This is a genomic window from Deltaproteobacteria bacterium, assembly GCA_009692615.1.
Lineage (GTDB): Bacteria > Desulfobacterota > Binatia > UBA9968 > UBA9968 > DP-20.
The window spans coordinates 65,178-90,715 of record SHYW01000004.1 but is presented as its reverse complement, the minus strand read 5'-3'; the positions used below and the strand labels follow the sequence as shown (position 1 = coordinate 90,715).

At 57.3% G+C, this 25,538-nt stretch carries 22 protein-coding genes; 11 read left to right on the top strand and 11 right to left on the bottom strand.

Going from position 1 to position 25,538, the window contains the following annotated elements; translation table 11 throughout:
- Window positions 1-276 precede the first annotated feature (276 nt).
- A complete protein-coding gene (locus tag EXR70_01800; protein MSP37211.1) occupies window positions 277-981 on the bottom strand; it encodes an isochorismatase family protein in 705 nt (234 codons plus the stop codon).
- A 165-nt stretch (window positions 982-1,146) separates the two neighbouring features.
- Complete coding sequence (locus EXR70_01795) at window positions 1,147-1,380, bottom strand: DUF350 domain-containing protein (GenBank protein ID MSP37210.1); 234 nt, start codon at window positions 1,378-1,380, stop codon at window positions 1,147-1,149.
- A 177-nt stretch (window positions 1,381-1,557) separates the two neighbouring features.
- Between EXR70_01795 and EXR70_01790 the strand changes: the two genes are divergently transcribed.
- The 3 genes from EXR70_01790 to EXR70_01780 all read left to right on the top strand — a co-directional run bounded on the left by EXR70_01790 (window position 1,558) and on the right by EXR70_01780 (window position 5,476).
- A complete protein-coding gene (locus tag EXR70_01790; protein MSP37209.1) occupies window positions 1,558-3,246 on the top strand; it encodes a peptide ABC transporter substrate-binding protein in 1,689 nt (562 codons plus the stop codon).
- 192 nt (window positions 3,247-3,438) lie between these two features.
- Window positions 3,439-4,410, top strand: coding sequence for an ABC transporter permease (locus tag EXR70_01785; protein MSP37208.1), 972 nt, complete (start codon window positions 3,439-3,441; stop codon window positions 4,408-4,410).
- 196 nt (window positions 4,411-4,606) lie between these two features.
- The gene (locus EXR70_01780) at window positions 4,607-5,476 is read left to right on the top strand and encodes an ABC transporter permease (GenBank protein MSP37207.1); all 870 of its coding nucleotides are present in this window, start codon (window positions 4,607-4,609) and stop codon (window positions 5,474-5,476) included.
- Window positions 5,477-5,934: 458 nt separating this feature from the next.
- On the opposite strand, the gene EXR70_01775 is transcribed toward EXR70_01780, so the two are convergent.
- Window positions 5,935-7,176, bottom strand: a complete 1,242-nt coding sequence (locus EXR70_01775) for an MFS transporter (GenBank protein MSP37206.1) — start codon at window positions 7,174-7,176, stop codon at window positions 5,935-5,937.
- A 283-nt stretch (window positions 7,177-7,459) separates the two neighbouring features.
- On the opposite strand from EXR70_01775, the gene EXR70_01770 reads away from it, so the two are divergent.
- The 3 genes from EXR70_01770 to EXR70_01760 all read left to right on the top strand — a co-directional run bounded on the left by EXR70_01770 (window position 7,460) and on the right by EXR70_01760 (window position 11,485).
- A complete protein-coding gene (locus tag EXR70_01770) occupies window positions 7,460-8,743 on the top strand; it encodes an MFS transporter (protein MSP37205.1) in 1,284 nt (427 codons plus the stop codon).
- Window positions 8,744-8,886: 143 nt separating this feature from the next.
- Window positions 8,887-10,143, top strand: coding sequence for an MFS transporter (locus EXR70_01765; GenBank protein MSP37204.1), 1,257 nt, complete (start codon window positions 8,887-8,889; stop codon window positions 10,141-10,143).
- A 58-nt stretch (window positions 10,144-10,201) separates the two neighbouring features.
- A complete protein-coding gene (locus EXR70_01760) occupies window positions 10,202-11,485 on the top strand; it encodes an MFS transporter (protein MSP37203.1) in 1,284 nt (427 codons plus the stop codon).
- A 107-nt stretch (window positions 11,486-11,592) separates the two neighbouring features.
- On the opposite strand, the gene EXR70_01755 is transcribed toward EXR70_01760, so the two are convergent.
- The gene (locus tag EXR70_01755; protein ID MSP37202.1) at window positions 11,593-12,552 is read right to left on the bottom strand and encodes a dihydrodipicolinate synthase family protein; all 960 of its coding nucleotides are present in this window, start codon (window positions 12,550-12,552) and stop codon (window positions 11,593-11,595) included.
- A gap of 99 nt (window positions 12,553-12,651) precedes the next feature.
- Between EXR70_01755 and EXR70_01750 the strand changes: the two genes are divergently transcribed.
- Complete coding sequence (locus EXR70_01750; protein ID MSP37201.1) at window positions 12,652-14,199, top strand: sulfurtransferase; 1,548 nt, start codon at window positions 12,652-12,654, stop codon at window positions 14,197-14,199.
- 118 nt (window positions 14,200-14,317) lie between these two features.
- The gene (locus EXR70_01745) at window positions 14,318-15,298 is read left to right on the top strand and encodes an ABC transporter substrate-binding protein (GenBank protein ID MSP37200.1); all 981 of its coding nucleotides are present in this window, start codon (window positions 14,318-14,320) and stop codon (window positions 15,296-15,298) included.
- Between the two features lie 52 nt (window positions 15,299-15,350).
- Here the strand turns inward: EXR70_01745 and EXR70_01740 are convergent, their stop codons facing one another.
- The 6 genes from EXR70_01740 to EXR70_01715 all read right to left on the bottom strand — a co-directional run bounded on the left by EXR70_01740 (window position 15,351) and on the right by EXR70_01715 (window position 22,450).
- Window positions 15,351-15,908: a hypothetical protein gene (locus EXR70_01740; GenBank protein MSP37199.1), complete on the bottom strand. Its 558-nt coding sequence runs from the start codon at window positions 15,906-15,908 to the stop codon at window positions 15,351-15,353.
- Window positions 15,909-16,004: 96 nt separating this feature from the next.
- A complete protein-coding gene (locus tag EXR70_01735; protein ID MSP37198.1) occupies window positions 16,005-17,057 on the bottom strand; it encodes an amidohydrolase in 1,053 nt (350 codons plus the stop codon).
- Between the two features lie 408 nt (window positions 17,058-17,465).
- Window positions 17,466-18,644 (bottom strand): methionine synthase, encoded by a 1,179-nt coding sequence (locus EXR70_01730; GenBank protein MSP37197.1) that lies wholly within the window; start codon window positions 18,642-18,644, stop codon window positions 17,466-17,468.
- On the bottom strand, window positions 18,620-19,618 hold the full coding sequence (locus tag EXR70_01725; GenBank protein MSP37196.1) for an ABC transporter substrate-binding protein: 999 nt from the start codon (window positions 19,616-19,618) through the stop codon (window positions 18,620-18,622). The genes EXR70_01730 and EXR70_01725 overlap by 25 nt, the downstream gene beginning before the upstream one ends.
- Before the next feature lie 151 nt (window positions 19,619-19,769).
- Complete coding sequence (locus EXR70_01720) at window positions 19,770-21,389, bottom strand: hypothetical protein (GenBank protein ID MSP37195.1); 1,620 nt, start codon at window positions 21,387-21,389, stop codon at window positions 19,770-19,772.
- A 110-nt stretch (window positions 21,390-21,499) separates the two neighbouring features.
- On the bottom strand, window positions 21,500-22,450 hold the full coding sequence (locus EXR70_01715) for an ABC transporter substrate-binding protein (protein ID MSP37194.1): 951 nt from the start codon (window positions 22,448-22,450) through the stop codon (window positions 21,500-21,502).
- A gap of 236 nt (window positions 22,451-22,686) precedes the next feature.
- On the opposite strand from EXR70_01715, the gene EXR70_01710 reads away from it, so the two are divergent.
- The 3 genes from EXR70_01710 to EXR70_01700 all read left to right on the top strand — a co-directional run bounded on the left by EXR70_01710 (window position 22,687) and on the right by EXR70_01700 (window position 24,941).
- Window positions 22,687-23,661: an ABC transporter substrate-binding protein gene (locus tag EXR70_01710; protein ID MSP37193.1), complete on the top strand. Its 975-nt coding sequence runs from the start codon at window positions 22,687-22,689 to the stop codon at window positions 23,659-23,661.
- A 63-nt stretch (window positions 23,662-23,724) separates the two neighbouring features.
- Window positions 23,725-24,402 carry an MFS transporter gene (locus EXR70_01705; protein ID MSP37192.1) on the top strand — a complete coding sequence of 226 codons (678 nt, stop codon included), beginning with the start codon at window positions 23,725-23,727 and terminating at the stop codon, window positions 24,400-24,402.
- Window positions 24,378-24,941 carry an MFS transporter gene (locus EXR70_01700; GenBank protein ID MSP37191.1) on the top strand — a complete coding sequence of 188 codons (564 nt, stop codon included), beginning with the start codon at window positions 24,378-24,380 and terminating at the stop codon, window positions 24,939-24,941. Before EXR70_01705 ends, EXR70_01700 begins: the two co-directional genes overlap by 25 nt.
- 107 nt (window positions 24,942-25,048) lie before the next feature.
- Here EXR70_01700 and EXR70_01695 read toward each other — a convergent pair whose 3' ends face one another.
- Window positions 25,049-25,528, bottom strand: coding sequence for a VOC family protein (locus EXR70_01695; protein ID MSP37190.1), 480 nt, complete (start codon window positions 25,526-25,528; stop codon window positions 25,049-25,051).
- Window positions 25,529-25,538: the final 10 nt, after the last annotated feature.

The following is a 25,538-nucleotide window of genomic DNA, read 5'->3' as shown; positions in this document are numbered from 1 at the left end:
CGGTGGCCGATGTCGAGCACGCCGATATGATGTGGGAAGTTTTTGAAAATCACGCCGGCTCCGACGAAGCTCAGCGTGCAGTGCTCAGCGCCGCCCATGACTGCTTGGAGATCGATCGCGCCTATCGCGGCGCGCTGGCGGATGGGATGCTACAACTTTAGCCGATCAATCCTTCGATACGCGCTTCGCGCTACTCAGGATGACCGGTGTCCCGGCATCCGTATCCCCGAGTAAGCGCGCCGGGCTGTATCGAGGGGCTTGAACCTGTTCAATTCGTTAGTTCGGCTTCCTCGGCCGCTCTTGCTTGATTTTTTCTTTCACTTCTTCGAGCTTCATCACGTCGCAGTATTTATGGTGCATGTCGAAGAGATTCACTTTATGTGACAATTGGCTGCGGTCGAATACCGTTTCTTCAACGATCGACACATGGTAGCCCAGCGAATAGCCGTCGACGCAACTGGCGCGCACGCAGCCGCTGGTGCTCTCGCCGCAGACGATCAAACTGTCGCAGCCCAATTGCGTCAAATGCGCTACCAACGGCGTGCCGAAGAAACCGCTGGCGCGTTCTTTAAAAATCACCACGTCGCCGGGCTGCGGTTTGAACTCTTCCTTGATCTCGAAGCCTTCCGGATCGATCTTCACGCGCTGGCGGTTGGTCGCGTAGATCGCTTCGGGCTTGGCTTCTTTTCTGGTCTCGGTGGTCGTGTAGAACACCGGGATCTTCAAGCTCCGCGCCAGGGCGAAAAGTTCTTCGGTCGGCTTGATCGCATTATGAGCATAAACGCCGCAGGAGCTTTTGTAGCTGTCGATCAACTCATGCGGCTCCTTGGCGCCGCCTTGATAGGCCAGGTTGTAGAGATCGATGGCCAGCAGCGCCGGTCTCTGCCCGATAAAAGTTTCCCGGTGATAGGGCGTGTAGGTTTTTAAAATTTCCGGTGTGACAATGTCTTTCCAACAGTGATCTTCGAAATCGGCAGCCATAATGAGCCTCCTAAAGATTTTTCGCTTTTCATTTAACTGGAGCCTCGCAGGGTTGTCAAGGAAGCAAGCCAGCGGTTGGTATCGAGGACGGGCCTCGCAGTCTATGGGTGCGGCTCTGCTGGGGCGCCTGGGTGAATTTGCCAAGTGCGCGGTCGATTTACCAGATCACTTAACGACTCCGGGAGGAGCTACCATCGACGCAACTACCAGACCGAAACCAACAATCACAGCCGCCAGGATGATGGCCACCCCAAGATTGCCTTTTTTCAACTCCTCCCACTCATCTATCGGTGTGAGCCAGGTGAATACCTTGAGCAATATCCACAGGGAAACGGCCATGGTAATGGCGCCCACTATTCCCCAGCCAAAGGTCTTTAGATATTCAGATAATAGTTCCATGGGTTTCCTCTTTTGAATACCACTATCCTATAGTCAGCAGGGATGCAATTGACTGGTATTCTGGCGCCGCCGGACCAATGTTTCGCGAGGGAAGGGGCGGGAGATTTGAATTGACCCGCGTTACGCCATTGGTTATACCGGTTGCGTCAATCGCGGCGAAGTTACGGAGGTGCGCTCATGAAAAAAAACTCATCGTTAACCCGGCGACAGTTCGTCAAGCTGACCGGCGCGACGGCAGCCGGCGTGCTTTGGTCGCCGCGGCTCTTCGCCGCCCAGCCTGGGCGCAAGCGCATCGTCATTCACGGCGAACGCCAGGTGACCAGTCTCGGCTATCACAATCGGCGTGAAACCGAGCATGTGTCGATGGTGGACGCGGGACTCGTTGGGCAGAACCCGGTGACGCTTGAGCGGGTGCCGATTCTCGCCGAAGAGTTACCTTCGGTGAAGAAGGGTACCTGGAAGATCGACATGCAGAAGAAAACTATGACGACCGTCTACAAACTGCGGCCTAATCTCAAGTGGCATGACGGCAAGCCGTACACTTCGAAGGATTTTGAATTCGGTTGGCAGATCGCTAAGCATCCCGAGTTTCCCATGCCGGATCGTCTGGTGCCGGAGATGATCTCCAAAATCGAAACGCCCGACGATCGCACCATCGTGATTCATTGGAACGATCTCTACAACGAAGCTTACGCTATTCAATACACTCACGTGCGCGCTTTTCCGCGCCACCTTCTGCTTGACGCATTCAACGGCGGCGACATGAAGGCGTTCGCCAATCTGCCGTTCTGGAATAAAAATTTCATCGGTGCCGGCGCTTTCAAGGTCGTCGAGTGGGACGCCGGTAGCCGCATGGAGTTAGAAGCGTTCAACGATTTTTGCCTGGGCCGGCCGAAAATCGATCGCATTACCTACAAAACCGTTGAAGACACCAACACCAATTTGGCCGCGGTGTTGGCCGGCGAAGTGGACTTGTGCATGCGCAGCACGATCTCCTTCGACGGCGCGATGATCCTGCGCGATCAATGGGAGAAGCTGGGCAAAGGAAAAGTCCTCATCAGTCCCGCGTCCTGGACCTGGCTCAGCTTGAGCCGCGACAATCCGTGGTTCAGCGACGTGAGAGTGCGGCGGGCGCTGCTGCATGCGGTCGATCGTGACGCCATGGTGCAAAATTTATTTAGAGGCGAAAAGGTGGTGTCCCACCTGCCGCTATCGCGTGTGCGCAAGAGCTATAAGAATGCGTTGGCGAACTCCACCATCTACAAGTACGAGCCGGAACGGGCCAAGAAACTCCTCGCGGAGGCCAGCTGGAAGCCCGGCGCGGATGGCGTGCTGGTCAACGCGAAGGGAGAAAAGATGGAGTTCGAGTTTCGCGTCACCGCCGAGCGGCGCGATCATGAGCAGGCACAGGCGATCATCGCCGACTATTGGAAAAAAATCGGCGTGCGCACCAACATCAAGAACATGCCCAATCGCTTGCTCAACTCCTCCGAGAATCGCAGCCGTTGGCCGGGCGCTTACATCGGTTCCCACAACGTCACGGTGGAAGAATGGCAGGAGCGTTTTCACAGCAGTAATATTCCCACCGCGGAGAACAAGTATGCACCGGAAAACGTCTCCGGATGGAACGATCCGAAAAAGGACGCGATCATGGACGAACTGAATTCGATCGTCACGCCGGCGCGCTCGGAGCAGCTGCAAGTCGAATTTTGTAAAATGTTCAGCACGGCGCTGCCCCATCTGCCGTTAAACTATTCACCGGAGGTCCTAGTGGTTAAAAAAGGTTTGACCGGCATCACGCCGCGCCAGGAAAGCGGTGGGCAGAATTCGAGTTCGTGGAACCCGCATACATGGGATAAGATTTAGGATAGAAACCGTTCCAATCGTTCGAGCTGTGCTCGGTCGGTGCATTTGCTGAATAGCAGGTTGCTGAAAAACTCTCAGAGTCCTTCGACGGCGCTCAGGACGAACGGAGAGAGACTTGAAATGTCTGAAATAATTCCGTTCATGCTGAGCTTGTCGAAGCATGTTCCATTTTTTTTAGCAGCCTGATAGACCATGTTGCTCTACGTTCTCCGCCGATTATACCAGACCGTGCCGCTGTTGCTGGTGATCTCGGTGCTGATTTTTTCCTTGCTCCACTTGATGCCCGGCGATCCGCTTTACCGGATGCTCGAAGGGATTCCCAATCTGCGGCCGCAAGATTATGACCGGCTGCGCAAGCTCTATGGCTTCGACGATCCGATATATCTTCAGTACGGCAAGTGGCTCTGGCAGTTGCTCCAGCTCAATCCCGGCTATTCGCGCGAGTACGGCCAGCCGGTGTTTGATATCATTTTGCCGGCGCTGAAAAATACTTTGGTGCTGACGATTGCCGCTGTAGTGCTCGGCAAGCTGGTCGCGATCGCCCTCGGCATCTTCTCGGCGGTGCGGCAGTATTCCATCGGCGATTACATTCTGACCGCGACGACTTTTATCGCCTATTCCGTCCCGGCGTTTTGGTTGGGACTGATGCTGATTATTTTATTTTCCGTCAAGCTCGGTTGGCTGCCGACCTCGGGCATCGTCAACAGCGAGCTTACAGCGGGAAGTTGGGAAGCAACGATCGATTGGCTCAAGCACTTAATCTTGCCGGTGGCGGTGCTAGCGATCTCCGAGGTCATTCAAGTGCAGCGCTTCATGCGTTCGAGTTTGCTCGAAGTCCTGCGCCAGGATTATCTCACGACGGCGCGGGCCAAAGGTTTGAGCGAGCGCGTCGTCATTGGCCGGCACGCGCTGAAGAACGCGTTGATTCCAGTGGTGACGATCATCGCCGTGACTATGCCGCGGGTAGTGGGCGGTTCGACCGTTATCGAAACGGTTTTTGCCTATCCGGGCATGGGCCGGCTGCTCTTCACTTCGATCATGGGCAACGATTACGTCGTCGCCATGACCGTGGTGATGATCATCGCGGTGACCGTGGTGTTCTTCAATCTACTGGCGGACATGATCTATGGATGGCTCGATCCGCGCATTCGCTATCAGAGTTGAAGAAGCCGTTGAATGGTGAATATTTCTGTAAAATCTGTGTAGTGAAATCTTGTGAATAAAATTCGAATTACATTCTTAAGAGAACCCTCTCCCTCCGGGAGAGGGATGGGTGAGGGCCGTGCATGGCGATTGACTGCGCCCTCACCTCAATCCTCTCCCAAAGGGAGAGGAAGTAAATGCCCCGGGCCGGGATTCCATGCAAGTCGCTGAGCAACAACCCGGCTATTGGCGCGTCGTCTGGCGGCGCTTTAAACAGCACCGGGTCGCTTACGTCGGCTTCTTTTTCTTCGTTACATTATTAATCGCGGTGGTCATCGGCCCTTATCTCGTGCCGTTTGAGCTCGACCAAGTGTCGTTGTCCGAACGCATGCAAATGCCGTCGGCGCGGCACTGGCTCGGCACCGACGAGTTGGGTCGCGATACTTGGGTGCGCATCATGCATGGCGGCAGGGTGTCGCTCACCGTGGGGTTGATTGTCGGTCTGAGCACGGTGGTGATAGGCGGGCTGATCGGCATCCTCGCCGGTTACGTCGGCGGCGTGCTCGACAATGCGCTCATGCGTTTGGTCGACGTGATCTACACGATCCCGCGCATTGTCTTATTGCTGGTGCTCGCCAAGTTGGCCGGGCCGGGCTTGTTGAACATCATCATCATTCTGGTCGCCCTAGAATGGACCAACGCGGCGCGCTTGGCGCGCAGCGCGGTGCTATCGTTTCGCGAGCAAGAGTTTGTCCTGGCGGCGCAATGCCTGGGCGCCTCGCGCTGGCGCATCATGCTGCGGCACTTGCTGCCCAATGCGCTCGGCCCATTGATCGTGTCGGCGACCCTGGATGCCGGCGCGGCGATCCGTGCCGAGACCACCCTGAGCTTTCTCGGCCTGGGTATCCAGCCGCCGACGCCGAGCTGGGGAAATTTACTCACCAACGCCGCGACCAATATTTTCATCGCACCGCTGCAAGTATTTCTGCCCGGCCTGTTTATTTTCTTCGCCCTGATGAGTTTTAATCTCCTGGGCGACGCCCTGCGGGACGCGCTGGACCCGAAGATGTCGAAGAGCCGAGGGTGATGGGTCGGGTGCGCTTCGAAGCAGTAAAGACATTATTCACCACGAAGGACCCAGCGCGGCATTGCCGCAACCAAAGACTGCATTCGGAATCGGACGATTTAACCGCAAAGAGCCTAGTGCGACGAAGCCTTAACCGAAAGCCGGAATATCTCCCGCAAAGGCGCAAAGGTAACGGGCGATGCCCGTCATCCCGAGGGGACACGAGGGATCTAAACGAGATTTCTCCCTATGGTCGAAATGACAACAACTCCGAACTTAGCGTCTTTGCGCCCCTTCGACGATGCTCAGGACATGCTTTGCGGGAGGAACATCCGAATCCGAGAGTCTTCGCCTCCCGGAAAAGTTTGCGCAAGCCGCGCAAACTATCACGGTTAGTAGTACGAAGTTCGGCAATTTACTTATTGCAAAACCTTCGTGTCCTTCGGCTTCTTCTTGGTGAGCTCGAATTCTCCGTTCGCTCAACCACCGCTGGCCCGCGCCGGTCTGACCGCCTCCCACGGCTTGATCAATGGCGCAGTGAGCGTTGCGCCCAGGAGCAAGATCGCCGCAATTCCCCACAGTGTGGCGACGTAACTCTCGCTGCGATCGTAAATCGCGCCGGCGACCACCGGGCCGATGACGCCGCCCCACGTGTAGAAGGCAGACATGGTGCCACGGATGGTGGCGAAGGATTTGCGGCCGAAGAAGTCGCCGATGGTGGCCCAGACGATGGGGAAGGAGGCGTCGATGGCGGTGAACAGGATCGTGAAGAGCCAGAGCGGCCACAGCCCGTCGCCCCAGATAAGTAACAACATTGACGCGGCGGCGGCGAGCATGCAGGCGGTTAATAGTCTAGGCCGGTTGACCATGTCGGCGATGGGGCCGATGACATAGTGGGCGGCCCAATTTAAAAAAGCGAAGGCGCCGAGCAAGTAGGCCGCATGTTCCTGGGTCAAGCCTTTCCACACCATGATCGGCACGAAGTGCACGCTGATGGTGCTATAGGCGCCGACGCGCACGGTCATGCCGATGACGAAGAGCCAAAAGATCGTCGTCTTCATGGCTTGGCGCAGAGTTGGATCGCTTGCGTCGGATGGTTGCCGCGTGGAATCCGCCGCCGCGGCAGTTAATTTTTGCTCGCGCGGATCTGCTCCATCGGGCAACAGTCCCATGCTCTCCGGCGATTGGCGAACGCCCATGCCGAGGGGAATTCCAAGGATCAGAAAAAGCGCACCGGCGAGGATCGCGCCCCAGCGCCAGCCCCAATTCTGCACGGCCATTGCCAACAGCGGCGTGAGCAGGGTGCCGCCGATGGGGACCGCTGAGCTGATCACCGTCATGGCGCGGGCGCGGTAGCGGATGAACCAGGTGTTGCCCACCGCCATGGAGGCATGGACGAAGCCGGGCGAGAACGACAGCGAAATGACGCCGAGATAGACGATTAGAAAGCTCGTGTAGTTGTCGACCCAGCCGAGGGCGATGTAACCGACGCCGCACAGGACCGTCGCGGTCAGGATCATCGGCCGCGGCCCGAAGCGGTCGATCAGATAGCCGACGAATGGCCCTTCGAGGGCGCCCTCGGCGCGCGCCAGCGAAAATGCCAGCGAGGTCGCCGCGCGGCTGAGCCCCAGATCCTGGCTCAGCGGCAAAAAGAACACCGTGAAGCCGTAGTTGTGCAGCCCGCCGCCGAGCACGCGCATGGCCGAAACCAAACCGACCATGCGCCAGCCGTAGTAAAGCTGCGACCAGGTTTTATATAACGAGTTCAGTGATGTGCCTCGGCGCCGCGCTGATTCTGTTCTGGTTTACTCGGAACCGGATCGTGAACGCAAGGCAAATAATCAGCCGGCAGGCTGGCGATTTGAATTGGCGTGGGGCACGGCATGCTGCGCCCCTACAAACACGAACCGCGATCACGACTCTGACAGCTTCTTTGGCGACATTTGCGCCGCCGGTGATTATCCGTTACTTTGCTATTCTACCCGTCGAGAATTGAGCACGACTTTGGATTCACACAACAAAAGCAACCCCACGCCATCATCCGCGGTTTCGAATCCTAAAGTCGCTTTCGCCGCGCTCAAGCATCGCGACTATCGCTGGTTTCTGGCCGCGACGATGCTCGCCATGATGGCGGATAATATCGAGCATGTGATCAGTTACTGGGTGCTGTTTCAAAAATTTCACTCGCCGGTGTTGGCCGGCTTTGCCGTGATCAGCCATTGGACGCCGTTTTTGCTGCTATCGGTTTACTTCGGCGGTTTGGCCGACCGCTACGATTGCCGCAAGCTGATTCAAATCGCGCAGGTGATGTATATGTTTGTCACCGCGATTTGGGCGCTGCTATTTTTCACCGACACGATTCAGATTTGGCATGCCTGCGTTTTGCTGGTGATTCACGGGATCGCCGGAGTGTTCTGGACGCCGGCGGAAATCTTGATGATTCACGATATCGTCGGCGGCGACGATCTGCCGAGCGCGGTGCGGTTGAACGCGACCGCGCGCCAGCTCGGTATTCTTTTCGGTCCGGCGGTCGGCGGTGCGTTGATGTTGTGGTGCGGCGCTCCGGCGGGTTTATTCATCAATGCGATTATCTACCTGCCGCTGACGATCTGGTTGATGCTCGTCCCTTACACCGGACATCGGCGCGAAGGCGCGCCGGCGCGGCGCGGACTACGTTGGCGCGATGCCGCCACGGTTTTGCGCGAAGTGATGCAGCACCGATCCATCGTCACGATGATCGTGCTCGGCGGCGCGGCGTCGTTGTTCGTCGGCAACGCGTTCCAGGCGAGCATGCCGGAGTTCGCCCACGATCTCGGCACGGATAAAGCGGACTTTGCTTACAACGCTCTGTTAACGGCGAATGCCGCGGGTTCGGTCTTCGGCGGGTTTGTCCTCGACGGCAAACAGTGGCTGGCGCCGACGGTGCGCTCGGCGATCTGCTGCGCGATTCTTTGGTGCGTGGTGATGACGGCCTTCGCGTTCTCGAACAGTTATTTGTTATCGTTGTCACTGCTGTTTATCGGCGGCGCTTTGAACCTGGCGTTCTACTCCATCGCCCAGACCATCGTGCAGCTCGAAGCGCCGCTCGATTTGCGCGGCCGCTTGATCGGCTTGTTTTCCATGTCGGCATTCGGTTTGCGCGCCTTTAGCGGTCTAACCATCGGAGTTATCGGCGGACTGATCGGCGTACACTGGTCGCTGGCGTTGAGCTCGTTAGTATTGCTCGCGGTGACTTTGGCGCTGCTCGGTTTCTCCCAGCAAAGCCGCGCGGTGGGCGAGGCCGGTTGAGGTGCGGCCCGAGCGCCAACGAAGCATCCGACGGATTCGTCCGATCAGACGGATCGGACAGATGGACTCTCGCGACATCGATTTGCGTCGCTCGCTGATATTGGTTACTGTCCAAAGTCAATCCAATTATTTTCGGAGATCTATTGGCATCTGCTGGACCTGATAAGAAGCTCGCCTTCGCGGCGCTGCATCACAAAGACTTTCGCGCCTATTTTTTTACCACGGCGTTGGCCATGATGGCCGACAACATCGAGCATGTGATCAGTTATTGGCTGCTCTACACAAAATTTCACTCGCCGGTGCTGGCCGGTTTCGCAGTGCTCAGTCATTGGACGCCGTTTTTGCTGTTCGCCGTCTATTTCGGCGCGATCGCGGATCGCTATGATTGCCGCAAGGTGATTCAAGCTGCGCAGATTCTCTACATGGGCGTGTCGGCGGCCTGGGCGTTTCTCTTCTGGACCGATACGATTCAACTTTGGCATGCCTGTGTTTTGTTAGTGATCCACGGTATGGCCGGCGTGCTTTGGGGACCGGGCAGCCAGTTGTTGATCCACGACATCGTCGGCCGCGAGCAACTGCAGAGCGCAATTCGTCTCAATTCGACCAGCCGTCAGTTGGGCATCCTCTTCGGTCCCGCGGTGGGCGGCGGCATGATGTTGATTTTCAGTCCGCCGGTGGGCTTGGTGGTCAATACTTTGATTTATCTGCCGCTCACGGTTTGGCTGCTGACCGTGCCCTACACCGGCCATAGTCGAGAAGGCGAGGCGCCGGCGCGGCGCGCCATCGGCTGGGGCGATGCCTTCAACGTGATCCGCGAAGTGTCGAGCAATCGGCCGGTGACGACGATGATCGTATTGGGCGGCTGCGTGTCGTTTTTCGTCGGCACGGCCTTTCAAGCGACCATGCCGGAATTTGCCCATGACCTTGGCACCGACAAAGCCGACTTCGCCTATAGCGCGTTGCTCGGCGCCAATGCCGCGGGCGCGGTGGTCGGCGGTTTTCTCCTCGAAGGGCGATCTTGGTTGCCGCCCAATGTGAAGACCGCGATCGTCAGCGCGATTCTTTGGTGTGTCGTCATCGCGGCTTTCGCGTTGTCATCGAATTACGCGATGTCCTTGGCGCTATTGTTTCTGGCGGGAATACTCAACCTGACTTTTTCATCGATGGCTCAGACCATCGTGCAACTGCGCTCGCCGCCGCAACTGCGCGGCCGCGTGATCGGTCTCTACTCCATGACCAGCATGGGCTTCAAAGCCTTCAGCGGCCTCACCGTCGGTGTGGTCGGCGGTTTGATCGGCGTTCATTGGTCGCTGGCGTTGAGCGCCATGGTGCTGATGGCGATTACACTGGCGCTGTTCGCCTTCGCCGTGCCCGGACCGGCGCGCAAGATCGAGACGTGAGACAGCGAAGGAAACGAACCGGCGGTCTCGATCTTAACTCTCCGTCTTGCGATTGACGATGGCGACAAATTCCAATTCAACTGACAATCCGGCTGCGAAATCCGCCGGGCGCATGGCCTTTGCGGCGCTGCATCATCGGGATTACCGCAGATATTTTTTCGTCACCATGTTGTCGCAGATGGGCGACAACATCGAGCATGTGATCAGTTACTGGCTGCTGTTTCAAAAGTTTCACTCGCCGGTGCTCGGCGGTTTCGCGGTGATCAGCCACTGGACGCCGTTTCTGTTTTTTGCCGTCTATTTCGGCGCGCTGGCGGACCGGCACGACTGCCGGCGCGTGATTCAAACCGCGCAGCTGATATACGCGGCGGTTTCGCTGACCTGGGGAATTCTGTTTCTCACTGACACGATTCAGATTTGGCACGCCTGCGTGCTGCTGGTGATTCACGGCATGGCCGGTGTCTTGGTCGGGCCCGGCAGCCAACTGATCATCCACGACATGGTCGGCCGCGAATATTTGCAGAGCGCGGTGCGGCTCAATTCCACCGGCCGCAATATCGGCGTGCTGTTCGGGCCGGCGGTGGGCGGCGCGACGATGTTTTTATTTGGCCCGCCGGCTGGGCTGTTCATCAATACATTCATGTTTCTGCCGATGATCGTCTACATGTTCTTTTTGCCGTACACAGGCCACGGCCGGGACGAAGCGGGCAGCGTCAAACCGCCGCGCGCCAGTTTGCGCAGCGCGATGCAGCTTTTGCGCGAGAGCGCGTCCAATCCAACAATTCTTTCGATGATCCTCTTGGGCGGCGCGACTTCGTTACTGGTCGGCAATGCCTATCAAGCGCAGATGCCGGAGTTTGCCCATGACTTCGGCCACGACAAGCAAGACATGGCTTACAGCGTCATGCTCGGCGCCAGCGCCGGCGGCGCGGCGGTGGGCGGTTTGCTTCTCGAAGGCAGCGGTTTGCTCAAGGCCAACCCGCGCAACGCGGCGATCTGTTCGATCCTGTGGTGCGTGACCATCATCGGCTTCGCGGCGTCGCAGAATTATTATTTCTCCGTGGCCTTGTTGTTTTTCGGCGGGCTGCTCAATCTGGCGTTTCTTTCCATGGCGCAGACGTTGGTGCAATTGCATGCGCCGGCGCAGCTGCGCGGCAGATTGATCGGCTTGTTCAACACGTCGACGAACGGCCTACGTGCCTTTAGCGGTGTGACGGTCGGCGTGGTCGGCGGCTTGATCGGCATCCACTGGTCGCTGGCGATCAGCGCCATGGTGCTCCTCGCGGTGACGATCACGTTATTCGCGTTGGTGATTCCAGGGCGGGGCGATGAGCTTCACTGATTCGGAAAATCTCCCGCAAAGGCGCTAAGGCGCAAAGGTTTTCGGAAAATAATCTCTTTCCGAATTTGCCGTCTTTGCGCCTTTGCGGGAGAAAATTCGATTCCGAATTACGCCGCTTGATGGGCGCTTTGGGGGCGGAACTCGTTGTTCTTGAGCGCGAGATAGCTTTCGAGGAGTTGTTTTTTTTCGGCTTCGGAAATTCCCAGCTGTGGGCGGCGGACGACGGCGGTTTTGATCAAGCCTTCGTAGTTCAGCACCGCTTTGATACGCGCCACGGCTTCGACGATCGGTTCGTCGAAGACCAATTCTTTCACCGACTCCAACTCTTTTTGAATCCGGAACGCTTCGTCGAACTTGCCGGCGCGGCCGGCGAAATCCAACGCGGCCCATTTTTCGGTGGCGACGTTGGCGACGCCGATGAGCGCGCCGTTGGCGCCGAGTTGGTAGCTTTCGGCGACGAAGCGGTCGTTGCCGGTGAGCACGCGCATCTCGGCCTTGTCGTGCTCGAGCTGCTTCACCGTGTCGGTGAACAGATTGATGTCGAAGGACGCTTCTTTAAAAGCGATGACGTTTTCCAGACGGGCGATGCGGCAGATGGTGTCAGGGTCGTAGTAGTAGCTCTTCACTGGAATTTGAAACAGCACGACCGGAATCTTGGTTTCGCGGGCGAGATCTTCGAAGAAACGGACTTTCAAGTTGTTGTCGACCTTGCCCCAGCAGAACAGCAGCGGCGGGAAAATCATCACGCCATCGACCGCGAGATTTTCCAAGTCGTTCATCAGCGCCACCGCTTCGTCGGTGGATTGCGGCGCGATGGTGGCGATGTGAACTTTACCGGCGTCGCGGGCGATCTTACCGCAGACTTCGTAGACTTGGCGTTTTTCCTGGATGCTCAGCACCGGGCTTTCGCCGATGCGCGCGCACGACACCAGACCGGCGACGCCGGGAAGCGCGGCGAAATGTTTGGTCAGGCGCGTCAAACTATCGGAGTCCAAGGATCCGTCTTGGTTAAACGGTGTGACGTACGGAATAAACAGACCATTAAATTTGTCATGAATCGCCGCCATGAGTTCCTCCGCAAAGCTTCAGCTTGAATTTACCGATGGGTCAAGTAGAACAGAATCTGCATTGGCGTTCAAGTTATTCTCCAAGGCCAAGGTGAAGCGATGATCGAAACGATTTCCTGCGAAGGTGTGGCTCAGTTGATGGCGTCGGACGGCTTGTTCGCGGTCTTCGACGTGCGCGAGCGCGGCGAGTATAACGATTGCCAAATTCCCAACACGACTTCGCTGCCGCGCAGCCAGATCGAGTTCCGCCTCGCTGAGTTGGTGCCGCGCGGAAATATTCCAATCGTGGTTTACGACGAGGGCGGCCAGCGCGCTGGTTTGGCGGCGCAAACATTCGCGCAGCTTGGCTATGAGCAGGTTTCAATTGTCGATGGCGGATTGAGCGCGTGGCAGAGCGATGGGCGTGAAACGGTGAGCGGCGTCAACGTGCCGAGCAAGGCGTTCGGGGAAAGAGTGCATCACGATCGCAACGTGCCGGACCTGTCGCCGGAGGAATTGAAAAGCTTGATTGACAGCGCTGCCGACTTAATGATCCTCGACATGCGCACGCCGGAAGAGTACGGCAGGTTCTGCATTCCCGGCGGCTTGAATGTTCCCGGCGGCGAGTTAATTCATTGGGTCGAAAAGTTGCGGCAAAAGCCGGCGGTCATCGTCAACTGCGCCGGGCGTACGCGCAGCATTATCGGCGCCGCGGCATTGCAACGCTTGGGCTTGACCAACGTGCGCGCGCTGCGCAACGGCACCATGGGCTGGGTGTTGGCGGGATATGAATTGGAAAACAAACCGGTGCGCCGCGGACCGGCGGCGCCGGCGAGCGACACGCAAGCATTGACCACCGCGTTGACAATCGCCGCGGAGGAAGGGCTCGCTGCGATGACGGTGGAAGATTTAATCCGCGCGCGCGCAGGAGCCAGCTACGTCATCGATGTGCGTTCAGCAGAGGAATTCGCTTGCGACCATGTGCGCGGTTCGATTAACGTGCCCGGCGGTCAGGCGGTGCAGCGCGCCGACGATTTCGTGCCGGTGCGCAATGCGCCAATTATTTTTATTAGCAAACATTCGGCGCGGGCGGTGATGACGGCGTATTGGTATCGGCAGATGGGTTTCAAGAACGTTTTCTTTCTGCAGGGTGGGTTGGATGCATGGACGGCTGCTGGGCAGCAGCTTGCGATCGGCGCGTCGTCGGCGGAACCGCAGGGATTCGGCGGCGCGAAATCTGCAGCACGCTTGATGGATGCGGCGGGGCTGCATGACATCATAGAATCGGCATCCAGCGCGCTGATCGATGTCAGTACGAGTCTCGAATACGAAAGTAGTCATATTCCCGGCGCTAAGTGGATCTCACGCGGTTGGATCGATATCAAATTGCCGGCGCTGTATAGCGATCGCGCACAGTCGATTGTCCTTACTTGTCGCGACGGCGTGCTGTCGGTTTTCGCCGCGCGACAACTGGCGGAAGTCGGCTACAGTAATGTTTCAGTTCTCGAAGGTGGATTGCGCGCTTGGAGCGCGGCGGGTTACCGAGCTGATTCGGGCCTGCATGATTATCTGGTGCCGCCGAACGACGTGGTGCTGTCGCCTTCGATTCGCGGTAATAAGGAAGACATGCAGAAATATCTGGATTGGGAACTGAAGCTCAAACACTGAAGTCTGGCGATCGATTCCCTCTCCCGCTGGGAGAGGGAGAGGGTGAGGGCAAATCCGACTCGGTCGCCCTCACCTCTATCCTCTCCCAGCGGGAGAGGAAGAAGAAACGGGGAAACTGATGCACAAAAAAATCACTCGGCGAGCTTTTTGCTCGATGCTCTTGGCTCTTCCCGTTGCGGCTCGGGCGCAGCAGACAGGGAGAGTCTGGCGGATAGGGTATCTATCTGCAGCTAGTAATTCCACCCGTGCCGAGGCAATTCGGCTGGCGCTGCGCGAGCGTGGCTACATCGAAGGACAGAACATCGCCACCGAGTACCGATATGCGGAGGGGAAGCTCGATCGGCTTCCTGAGCTTGCGGCCGAGCTGGTGCGTCTCAAGGTTGATATCATCATAACAGGAGGCGCCCCGCCGACCCGAGCGGCCAAGAATGCGACCAAGACGATTCCTATTGTTATGACAGGCGAAGGTATCGATCCGGTTGAGGCGGGCTTGGTTGATAGTCTTGCCCATCCAGGCGGCAACGTCACCGGCATTACAAGCTTCGGCGGAGAACTAGGCGGGAAGCATCTGGAGCTGCTCAAAGAAGCCGTTCCAAAAGCTGTCCGAGTCGCGGTTCTCTACGATCCGGCCGCTACGGGTGCTGCACTCGAGGTGAAAGAGATTCTCCCGGTCGCAGCGCGTGCGCTGAAGCTGACTATTCAACCTTGGGAGGTCCGCAGGGCGGACGATTTCGAGAAGGTCTTTGCTGCGCTGAAAAAACAGCGTCCGGATGCACTCTGCGTGATGAGGGGCCCGCTAATAGCTGCTAACCAAAAACGGATCGCGGACTTTGCGTTAAAGAGTCGGTTGCCGTCGATGGCCGGCGGTAGACAATATGTAGATGTCGGCGGGCTTATGTTCTACGGGGCGGACCAAGCGGACAGGGACCGGCGCGTCGCATATTTAGTGGACAGAATTTTGAAGGGAGCCAAGCCTGCTGATCTCCCGGTGGAGCGGCCGATGAGGTTTGAGTTCGTCATCAACCTGAAAACGGCGAAGCAGATCGGCCTGACGATGCCGCAGTGGACGCTGATGAAGGCAACGACGGTGATCCAATGACCGAGGTCAGTGTTCAGAAGTCAGAAATAGATTTTCGCAAGCTGCCACAGCATCAGCAGTTGTCGTATTTCGCGCTGGCGATAAACTTCACTGACTTATTTGCCACGTCGAATTGCAGCCGCTGCATGTTGGCCAGGTCTTTGCCGTAGACATGCACTTCGACGGTGTTTTTTAGCGTGGTGTTGAGCATCTCGTGGATGTCGTTGTCGGGCGCGATCAGGGTGGAGACCATGCCTGCCTTGTTGCTGTTGATGCCGATCGCTTCTAGGTCGGCGTAGCCCTCTTTGCTACTGTCGTCGCGCCGCTTGAAGCGGGTTTTTTGCAGTTCATTCTCAACCACGCCGACCAGTCCCCAAGTGTCATGGTTATGCGCCTTGGCGCCGTCGCCGGGACCCCAGACCACCGAAGTGACGTTGAAGCGCGGCGCGCGGTGCAGCATGTAGCGGCCGTAGGTCTTGCCGCCGTGGCGTTTGTACTGCGCTTCGATGCAGTTGGAATTTTGCACCAGCTCTTTGAGCAGCGGCGCGGCCACCGCGACGATCTTCTCCGCCTCGGTATAGCGGCTAGTGATCTGATCCAAGTCTTGGATGAATTGCTTGAGTGTATACATGAAGAGTCCGGAGGGTTGGCCGCAAAGAACGCAAAGAACACAAAAAAAGAATTGTTTCTTTTTTGTGCCTTTTGCGTTCTTTGCGGCTAATTATTTTTACGCGGCTTGTTTCTGCACCCGTGGCAGTTTGGCGGCGTCGATGTCGTAGAGCCGGCAGACGTTGTCGCAGACGACTTTACGCTGCACTTCAGCCGGCAGGTGGCCGAGGTCGCGTTCGATGATCTTGCGCGAGTTGGGCCAAGTCGAGTTGGGATGCGGAAAGTCGTTGGACCACATGACCGTGTCTTGGCCCCAGAAGCCGAGGTTTTCGCCGCACACGTGATCGTTGAAGAAGCAGGAGAAAATCTGATCCTTGACGTAGCTGCTCGGATTGCGTGAGAACGCCGGTGGATTCTCTTTCTTGAAACGATTGTAATAGTAGTCCCACTGCTGAAAGATCCACGGCATCCAGCCCACTTCGTTTTCCACCGAGACTATTTTTAGTTTGGGATGTCTTTCGAGCACGCCGCAGAAAACCAGGTCGAAGAGCGCGTTGGCGATGTCTATCAATTTCAAATTGACGCTGCCGCGGTAGCGTTCGACGCCCTTGCGGTTTTTGTCTTTGTTGTAGCTATGGCCGGTTAGAATATGCAGGCTCACCGGCGCGTCTAAACTTTCGCACGCCGACCAGAATTTGTCGTAGTGATTGGACGTGAACGGCAAATCCTTGTGCGGCGCCTGCCAGATGAGCGCGCCTTTCAATCCGGCTTTGCGGCAGCGTTCCAATTCTTTGATGCCGTTGTCGGTGTTGTAAACCGCGATGGCCGGGATGCCGATCAGCCTGTCGGTGTTGGCGCTGCAATACTCGATCAGCCAGTCGTTGTAGGTGCGAAAGCAGGCTTCTTGCAGACCGGCATCGTCCATGCCGAACAGATCGAGACCGAGCGTCGGATAGAGCACTTCGGCGCTCAGGCCGTCGGTTTCCATCTCCTTCATGCGCGCGTGCGGGTCCCAGCCGCCGGCGTGCTTCTGAAATCCTTCGCCGACTTGATGGGGCGGAAACAGCGGCGCCGCGTCGCGGTACTTTGCCTCAACACCTTTTTTCCACAGGTCTACGGGTTCCATGACATGGGAGTCAGACGAAATAATCAAATCACTTGCAATAGCCATTGCTCGATCCTCCTTGGGTCGAATTCAAAATTTAACTGCACATTAGTCGATAGGCGGCGTTGCTGTCAATTGGTTAGAAAGTCGTTACTAGGAGACATGCCTCTCACCGACTATGGAGCCTGTTTAATACACTGCTGTGAATGGAGTTACTAAGCGATGCGCTCGAAATGACTGAGCAGTCGAGCCGCGCGAGTTGGCGACCTAACGGCGTGGCGGACGGCGCGGGTGTAAATTCTGATTGGATTCGGAGCAAAGATTTCTCCCGCAAAGCCTGTCCTGAGTTCATCGAAGGAGCGCAAAGGCGCGAATTTCGGAAAAACTTTAACTCCCTCGACCATTCCGATGGGAGAGGGCAGGGGTGAGGGCCTGATCGATACTTTGCGTCTTTGCGCCTTTGCGGGAAAATTCTTAATTTCGTGTTCCCCACACATCCGCGGCGACTTGTTGGATCAGTTCCAACTTACGCCACTGGTCGTCTTCGCCGAGTAAATTGCCGACGATGTTAGACGAAAATCCACATTGCGGACTCAGCGCGAGCTGATCGAGTGGGATGTAATGGCTGGCTTCGTCGATGCGTCGCTTCAACTCATCTGCCGATTCCAATTCCGGTACCTTACTACTGACCAAACCGAGGACGACGATCTTATCCTTCGGGATAAATCTCAATGGCGCAAAGGTGCCGGCGCGTTCGGTGTCGTATTCCAGAAGCAATCTATCGTGGCGCAAACTGGTGAACAGCTTCTCGGCGATGGCGTCGTAGCCGCCTTCACGGTGCCACATGCTGCGCACATTGCCGCGGCAAAGATGGATGCCGAAGGTGACGCCAGAAATTCCATCGGTCACGGCATTGTCCGCGTCAATCGATTGGGTCATCTGTTGCATCGGATCGATGCCCAAGGCGCGCATGCGCTCCAGCGATTTGGCGTCGACATAAGCGGTGTAGCTCGGCGCGTCGTGTTGGATGTACGGACAACCGGCGTCGGCCAGTTGCTTGACGATCTCGCGCTCAATGGCGATCACATCGGCGCGATATTCGTCGGCGTTGGCGTAGACGCCCGCTGCATTTTGCCGCTGAAAGTTTTCGCAGATGCGGTCGGTGGCGATGAGCGTGACTTTGACGGGCTTCTTGGTCAGCGCCGAGGCGGACTGCCATTCTTTCAGCGGAACGTTCGTCGACAGTCGTAATCTCTCAGCGAGCGGCCGCCAATATTGCAGTGCGGGATCGGTCTTCGCCGAGTCCGGTTGCCATCGCTGCAACGCCTCTCCGCCGACGGTGCGGCTCTCCTGAAACTGCAAGGTTTGTTTCTTAGGAACAAATCCTGCCACCGAATCGACGAAGCTGTCTTGAAAATTGAGCCGGCGGTATTCGCCGTCGGTGAGGTTCGAAAGGCCCTGAGCGTCTTGCTTGGCGATTAACTCTTTGACCGACTCGTCTTGAACTTGCGTCAATTCGTCGTCGCCCATTTCGCCATTGCCGTGGCGGACGTATGCGTCCTTCAGAGCTTGCGGGCGGAGCAGGCTGCCGACTTGGTCAACGCGGGATCTGTTCAGCAATGGTTGGTTCACCGCCACAATTCCGCCAACCATCCGCTCCGTTTTATCTCTTCGATATAGCCGTTGTCGTAGTAGGCGCTCAGCGGCGTGCTGTTGGCTGCTTTGGCGTCGACGAGGTTGAACTGCGCGGACTGCTGCACGATCGGTTGGATCGAGCTGGGCGTGACGGTTGGGTCTTTGACGAAAATATCGAGGGCGAATTTGTAGGTTTGATCGAGGATTTCTGGGTCGGTTTGGCGGGTGTATTTGGCGAGCACGGACTTGGTCAGCTTCTCGTTGACGAAGATTTGTTTGATTCCTTCCATGGTCGCTTTGATCATGGCGACGGTCGCTTCACGGTTTTTCGCGGCGATGGATTTGCGCGCGACCAATCCTTGGATCAAAAATTCCACGCCGGCTTTTTTGAAATCTTTTGGTCCGACCAGTTCTCTATAGCCATCTTTCATCATGCGAAACGTGAACGGCGCCGAGGTGATCATGCCGTCGACCAGGCCTTGGGACAAACTCGCGATCGCCTGCGTGGTCGTGCCGGTTTGTACGATGTTGATACCTTGAACGTTGTGCATTTTGACGATCGCTTGGAGCGTGAAATGGGGAATCGCGCCGAGGCGGCTGATGGCGATTCGTTTACCGGCCAAATCGGTGGGCGTTTTGATTTCCGCTTTGACGATCAGCGATTGAATCGCGTAGGGCACGGTGGTGGCGACCTGGACGATGTCGCCGCCTTGCAAAACATTGCCGACCAACGGCGGTCCGCCGCCGGCGCCGATGAAGGCTTGGCCGCCGAGCATCGCTTGGATGATCACCGGCGACGCGCCGACGTAGATCATGTCCACGTCGAGGCCGTATTTTTCGTAGAAGTGCGATTCCTTGGCCATCCACCAGGGCAAACTGGCGGCGCTGATGGGTGTAAAGGGGAAAGAAACTTTTGTCGCCGCGTGTGTTGAAGATGCGAAGGCGCCGAGCAGTAGCGTGATCCGTAAAAAGTTTTGAATATGTTTGTTCATTGATTTCGAATCTTATTCCTTCCCCCTCGACGGTGGAAGGTTAGGATAGGGGTGCTGCGCAAGCTATTAAAATATTTTGCGCACCCCTTGCTCATTCCTTCCCCGTCAAGGGGAAGGACGTCGGATCGGATTAGGATGAAAACTATGACGCTCATATTACGCCGCGGACTTTGTCGATGATTTTGGTGAGGTTCGCTAGAATTGAATTGCCTCGCCAGGCGACGTGGCCGTCGGGGCGGACTAGGACTAAATCGTGTTCGTAGATTTCGCGTACCGTCGGTTCATCGATGGCTATTACTTCCAGCGGCAAGCCGACTTGCTTGGCGCTGTTCGTGATCGTGGTCGTGTTCGTGGCGGAGAAATTCAACAGAACAAAAGTTTTGCCATAAAGATCTAGCGTCGAGCGGCCGTCTTTTAGTTGGACGTGGGGCGCGCGGGCGCCGGGCCAAGTTGATGCGACGTAGAGGCCGTGGTCGAGTTCCGGCGCGGGCGTGCCGTCGGCGACGCAGATCGGTGAGTTCTCGTAGCGGTAGCCGAGTTCGATGCCGACCGAGTCGTGCTGAAATTCTTTCGCCCGGGTGCGCATGATCGCGGCGCGGGCTTTTTCGCGCAGCGCTTGACCTTCGTCGCTGTCGTCGCCGATTTGCGGCGCGAAGGGCGTTTGGTTGTCGAAGCTGGCGCGCATTTCGGCGGCTTCGTTGACGTTGATCATGGCGATGGGTTTTCTTTCCGCGGTGTAGCTATTTAACAAATTCGCGCCGCCCCAGCCTTGGAGCACGGCGGCGAGCTTCCAGCCGATGTCGACGGCGTCGCCGACGCCGGTGTTCATGCCGAAGCCGCCGGCGGGCCAGTTCAAATGCGCCGCGTCGCCGGCGAGAAAGACTCGGCCTTTTTGGTAACTGTCGGCGACCACGCAGTGGCCGGTCCAGGGGCGCACGGCGAGCAACTCAAACGGAATGTCCGGCCCGAGGGCGAAGCTCAGTTTTTCCGGCGCGTTCAAGCCATCGATCTGCTCTTGTTTGACGTTGCGGATGTTCAAACGCCAAAGTTCTTTGCCGTCGACGGCGGCGATGGCGCCGTTCAACTGGGCGTTGATGATTTGATACTGCACCGCCGGGCCGTGGGTAATTAATTTCAACAACGGCGAGCGAAACAGCACGGCGACGTTCATGCCTTGGGAAAAAACTCCGGCGTATTTTATCTCGATGGCGCGGCGAATGTTGCTCCGGCCGCCGTCGCAGCCGACGAGATAATCGGCTTCGATGATTTCGCTCCTACCGGTTTTTTTGTCGAGGACTTTGGCACTGACGCCGTTGTCGTTTTGCTGAAACGATTCGAACGAAGTCTCGTAGCGCACTTCGACCTGCGGCAGCGTCGCGACATGGGCGCGCAAAACCGGATCGAAGTAGGGTTTGGAAATCCACAACCGGCCTTCGGGGCTGTAGGGCGAACGCGCGTCGGGCGCGCCGTTGGCCGGATGATCGAAGCGGGCGATCAGATGGCCATCCATGCGCGTGACGAATAAATAATTGCGCGGATAGTCGGTGGGATAGCCGGATTGGTAGCGCATACGATCGGCGAGGCCCCAGCGGCGCAGGTGTTCGACGGTGCGGGTGTTGGCCAAGTTGGTCGTCGGAAAGTCGACGCTGCCGTCGGTTTGTTCGACGACTAAGCAGCGAATATTTCGATAAGCGAGTTCACTGGCGAGGGCGAGACCAACTGGGCCGGCGCCGGCGATGAGAACGGGAGTGTGTGTGGGGCTGGTTGGCATACTCAGAATCTTTATTTTGCTGCCCTCACCCTAACCCTCTCCCGCGTTGCGGTCGAGGGAACAAAATCGATTCCGACTCCCTCGCCCATTCCGATGGGAGAGGGCAATCTTTATCGCACCGCACGATTCACGAAACTGAAATCGAAAACTTGACTCATGCTCGCTTCCTTGGATGCGTCGCCTAAACTCTTTTGAGTGAACTCGATGGCGCCTTTCATCCAGGCTTCGTCGGCGGAACCGTTCACCGGCAGGCGGCTCAAGTACAAGTCGAAAAATTGCTCGGCCAGGGCGGCGTCTTTGATGGCGAAATAATCGGCGACGAGCTTTTTCGCGTCGGCGCGATTTTGCCGGGCGTATTGCAAGCCGCGCACGCTGGCTTTGACGAAGGCTTGCAGTTCCGGCGTTTTGCTCTTGATCGTCTCATCGGTGACGCCGATGCCGCCGCTCGGGTAGGTCGGCATGTAGTCGCCGGAATAGCCGATGCGGTTAAAACCTTCGCGCTGCAATATCAACGGCCGGGGCGGAGTCAATAACGCCGCGGCGATGCGGCCGGCGCGCAGCGCCAGCACCGTGTCTTCTTGCCCGCCGATGACCAGGCTGGTGACGTCTTTGTTCGGCGTTAAGCCATGTTTCTGGACCATCAGTTGAGTAAGCAAATCGATGGCGCCGCCGCGCGACGAGATGCCGACGAATTTGCCTTTGAGGTCGTTCATCGAGCGAATCTCTTTTTGCGCGACCATGTCGAACTGCGGTTTGGCCGAGGCGATGAAAACTAATTTCACTGGGATACCGCGCACAGCCGCCGCGATGGTCGAGCCCGACGCCGAGGTGAAATCCACCGAGCCGCCGAGCAACGCCTGCATGCCCACCGCGCCGCGAATGAAGATCACTTCGACGTCGAGCCCTTCTTCGCGATAGAAGCCTTTGACATGGGCGATGCGAAAGGGCAGTTCGGCGATGGATGCGGCGCTCACCGAGAAGCGAACTTTTTTCAGTTGGGCGAACGCTGGGGAACTGTCAAAGAGCAGGAGCAGGGCCAGAAAGAAAATCTTGCTGCGCATGACGGTCACTAAACATGGGCGTGAGGAGACTGTCAACTAATGCCAAAGGCGGGTAGTGATTCAGTTTCGCCTGAATTTGTAGAGGCGGACCTATGTGTCCGCCCGTTCAGAGGGCCGACACGCAGGTCGGCCCCTACAGTGAGATGCGATGTTAAAAACAAAATGAAACACACCCCAAAGGCGGATCATTTGACGGACTTACAACGATGGCATAAACCGGAGGCAGGGAGCGCACTATGCACAGAAAATTGTTTCGTCGGGCGATCGTCATCGCCTTGCTTGGCGGGTTCGCCGCGGCGGCGAGCGCGCAGGAGCTGCGTAAAATCCGTGTCGCCTATCCGAGCGGCGGTATTTGCTGTTTGGCTTTGTACGGCGGAATTCAATGGAAGATTTTCGAGGAGAACGGGTTGCATGTCGAGATCGTGCAGATCCGTTCGCAGATCGGCAATATGGCGATGATGGCCAACGAGATTCAATATTTCACCGGCGTCGGGCCGGCTTCCGTAACCGCCACTTTGCGCGGCATGCAGTCGCGCGGCGTGTGGTTTGCCTCGGACCAGTTGATTTATTCCCTGATGGCCCGCCCCGAGATACCGAATCTGCGCGATCTGCGCGGCAAGAAAATCGGTATCACGGGGCTCGGCGGCACGTCACATGTCGCCCTGCAGATCGCCCTCGAAGCCGCCGGGGAGAATCCGAAGAATTTCGTTTACGTCGTGCTCGGTGCGGCGCAGATGCTGCCGGCGTTGGAAACCGGCACTGTCGAGGCGGCGATGTTCAGCCCGCCCTTCGATTTTTACGCTAAGAAGAAACGTTTTCGCGAAGTGCTCGATGTCGGCTCGAAAGTAAAAATGCCGCTGGGCGGCTTGACCACCATGGTGTCGACGCTCCGCAACCGTCCCGACGAAGTAAAGCGCGTGCTGCGCTCGCTGCAATTGGCCAAGCAAGAAGTGCTGCGCTCCAAGGAAAAAGCCACGGCGCTGATGTTGAAATACTTGCAGGTCGATAAAGAGGCGGCGGAGGACACTTACGACGCTCTTAAAAAGACCGTCAGCGGTAGCGGCGTGCCGACGCACGAGGGGATGGACTTGATTATGAAGTCGCTCCAAGCCGCCGGTCAATTCACCGATCGCAAGGTCGCCTTCGACGAGATCGCCGACGACCGCATCGCCCGAGAAGTGGCGAAGGAGTTGGGCTACAAGGTTCCGTGACGCGTGTATCGAGTTCGATGTTCCGGGCTTTCACTTAAACAATCCACTTGATCTGGCAATGATTTGAAATTCGATCGCAGCTCCGGCGCCTTTCGCGCACTCAGTTATCCCAACTATTTTTGGTTTTGGTCGAGCTACTTCGTCTCCAACGTCGGCTCATGGATGCAGAGCATCGCCATGGGCTGGCTGCTCTTCGATCTCACCGCGTCGCCGCTTTATCTTGGTCTGTTCAGTTCGCTGCGCATGGTCTTGCTGCTGAGCTTTTTTATTCTCGGCGGCGTCATGTCCGATCGTATCGACCGGCGCAAGGTGTTGCTGGCGATTCAAATCATCGCCGCGCTGACCGCGCTGGTGTTGGCGCTGCTGATCTCGACCGATTCGATCCGCGTCTGGCATATCTTCGTGCTTGGCGCGATCACTTCGACGACCTGGGCCTTCGAACAGCCGGTGCGCCAAGCGCTGCTGCCGCAGTTGGTCGATCGCGACGTGTTGGTCAATGCCATCGCTTTAAACGCACTCACTTGGAACGGCGCGGGATTGATCGGTCCGAGTCTGGTCGGCGTTTCCGTCGCTTACATCGGCATCGACGGCTGTTTCTACGCCAACGTTATCAGCTATCTCGCGGTCATCGGCGCGCTGCTGCGCATGCATGTCCCGAAAAATGTCGAGGCGCCGAAGTCCAGCGTGTTGGAGAGTTTGAGCCGGCGTTTACCTACGTGCGCGGCGAGCGCATCATCATGACTTTTCTCTCGGTATCGGCGCTGTTCAATATTTTTGGCCGCTCCTACATTACTTTGCTGCCGGTGGTCGCCAAGGAAGTTCTGCACGTCGGCGCGTCGGGATTCGGTTTCATCTCCGCCGGTCCCGGCCTTGGCACGATCATCGGTTCATTGACCTTGGCGTCAGTCGGCCGCGTGCGATCACGCCGACCGATCTTGGTTGCGCTGTTGTTGGCGTTTTCGATCTGCCTGTGCTTCTTCGCGCTTAACACGGTTGCTTGGCTTGCGTTTGCCACGTTGGTCGTCGTCGGCGCGCTCAGCACGGTGTTCGAAACCTTGCTCAATACATCGATTCAGTTACGCGTCGAGGAATCGTATCGTGGGCGAGTGTCGGGATTTTACGGTCTCACCGGCGGCGGCTTGCGCGAGTTGGGCGGCATGCAAGCAGGATTCGTCGCCGAATGGACCAGCGCGCCCATCGCCATCGCCGCGGGTGCGATCGTCTTGGCGCTGGTCGGTTACATCTTCCTCGGCGCGCGCCTTAAGCGTTTGGCGGAATAGGTTGCTTCGATGTAGGGGACGGTCGCGACCGTCCCCTACCGGAATCGGAGGATTGGCCGCAAAGAACGCAAAGGGACGCAAAAGCAGAATTCGAATGCTATACCGCTTTACGCTTTCATTTGCTGCCAGTCGTCGAGGATCGCGCGGGCCTTGTTCGTTGCCGGATTCATCGCTTCGTCGTGGCTTGGCATTTTTGTCGTTAGCTCGACGACGTAGCCGTTGGGATCGCGGAAGTAAATCGAGTGCACCATGCCGTGGTCGGCGATGCCGCGGGTATCGATGCCCTGTTCTTTTCCCTTGGCGAACATCGCGTGCAGCGTCGGTTCGTCGACTTCCAAGGCGATGTGCAAGTCGAAATCTTGTTGCGCTTTGAACTCGAAGGGCATGTCCAGAGCTTCGAAAAATGCCAAGCACGATCCGTCGTCCATCTGAAAGAAGGTGTGCAGCACGTTGCTCTTGGCAAGTTTCGGCCGGTCTTTGATCGCCAGGGACCCGACCAATTTCAAGCCGAGAAAATCTTCGTAGAACTTGCGCGTCTGTTCCGAGTCGCGGCAACGGTAGGCGCTGTGATGCAGTCCTTTGATCATGGCGTATTTC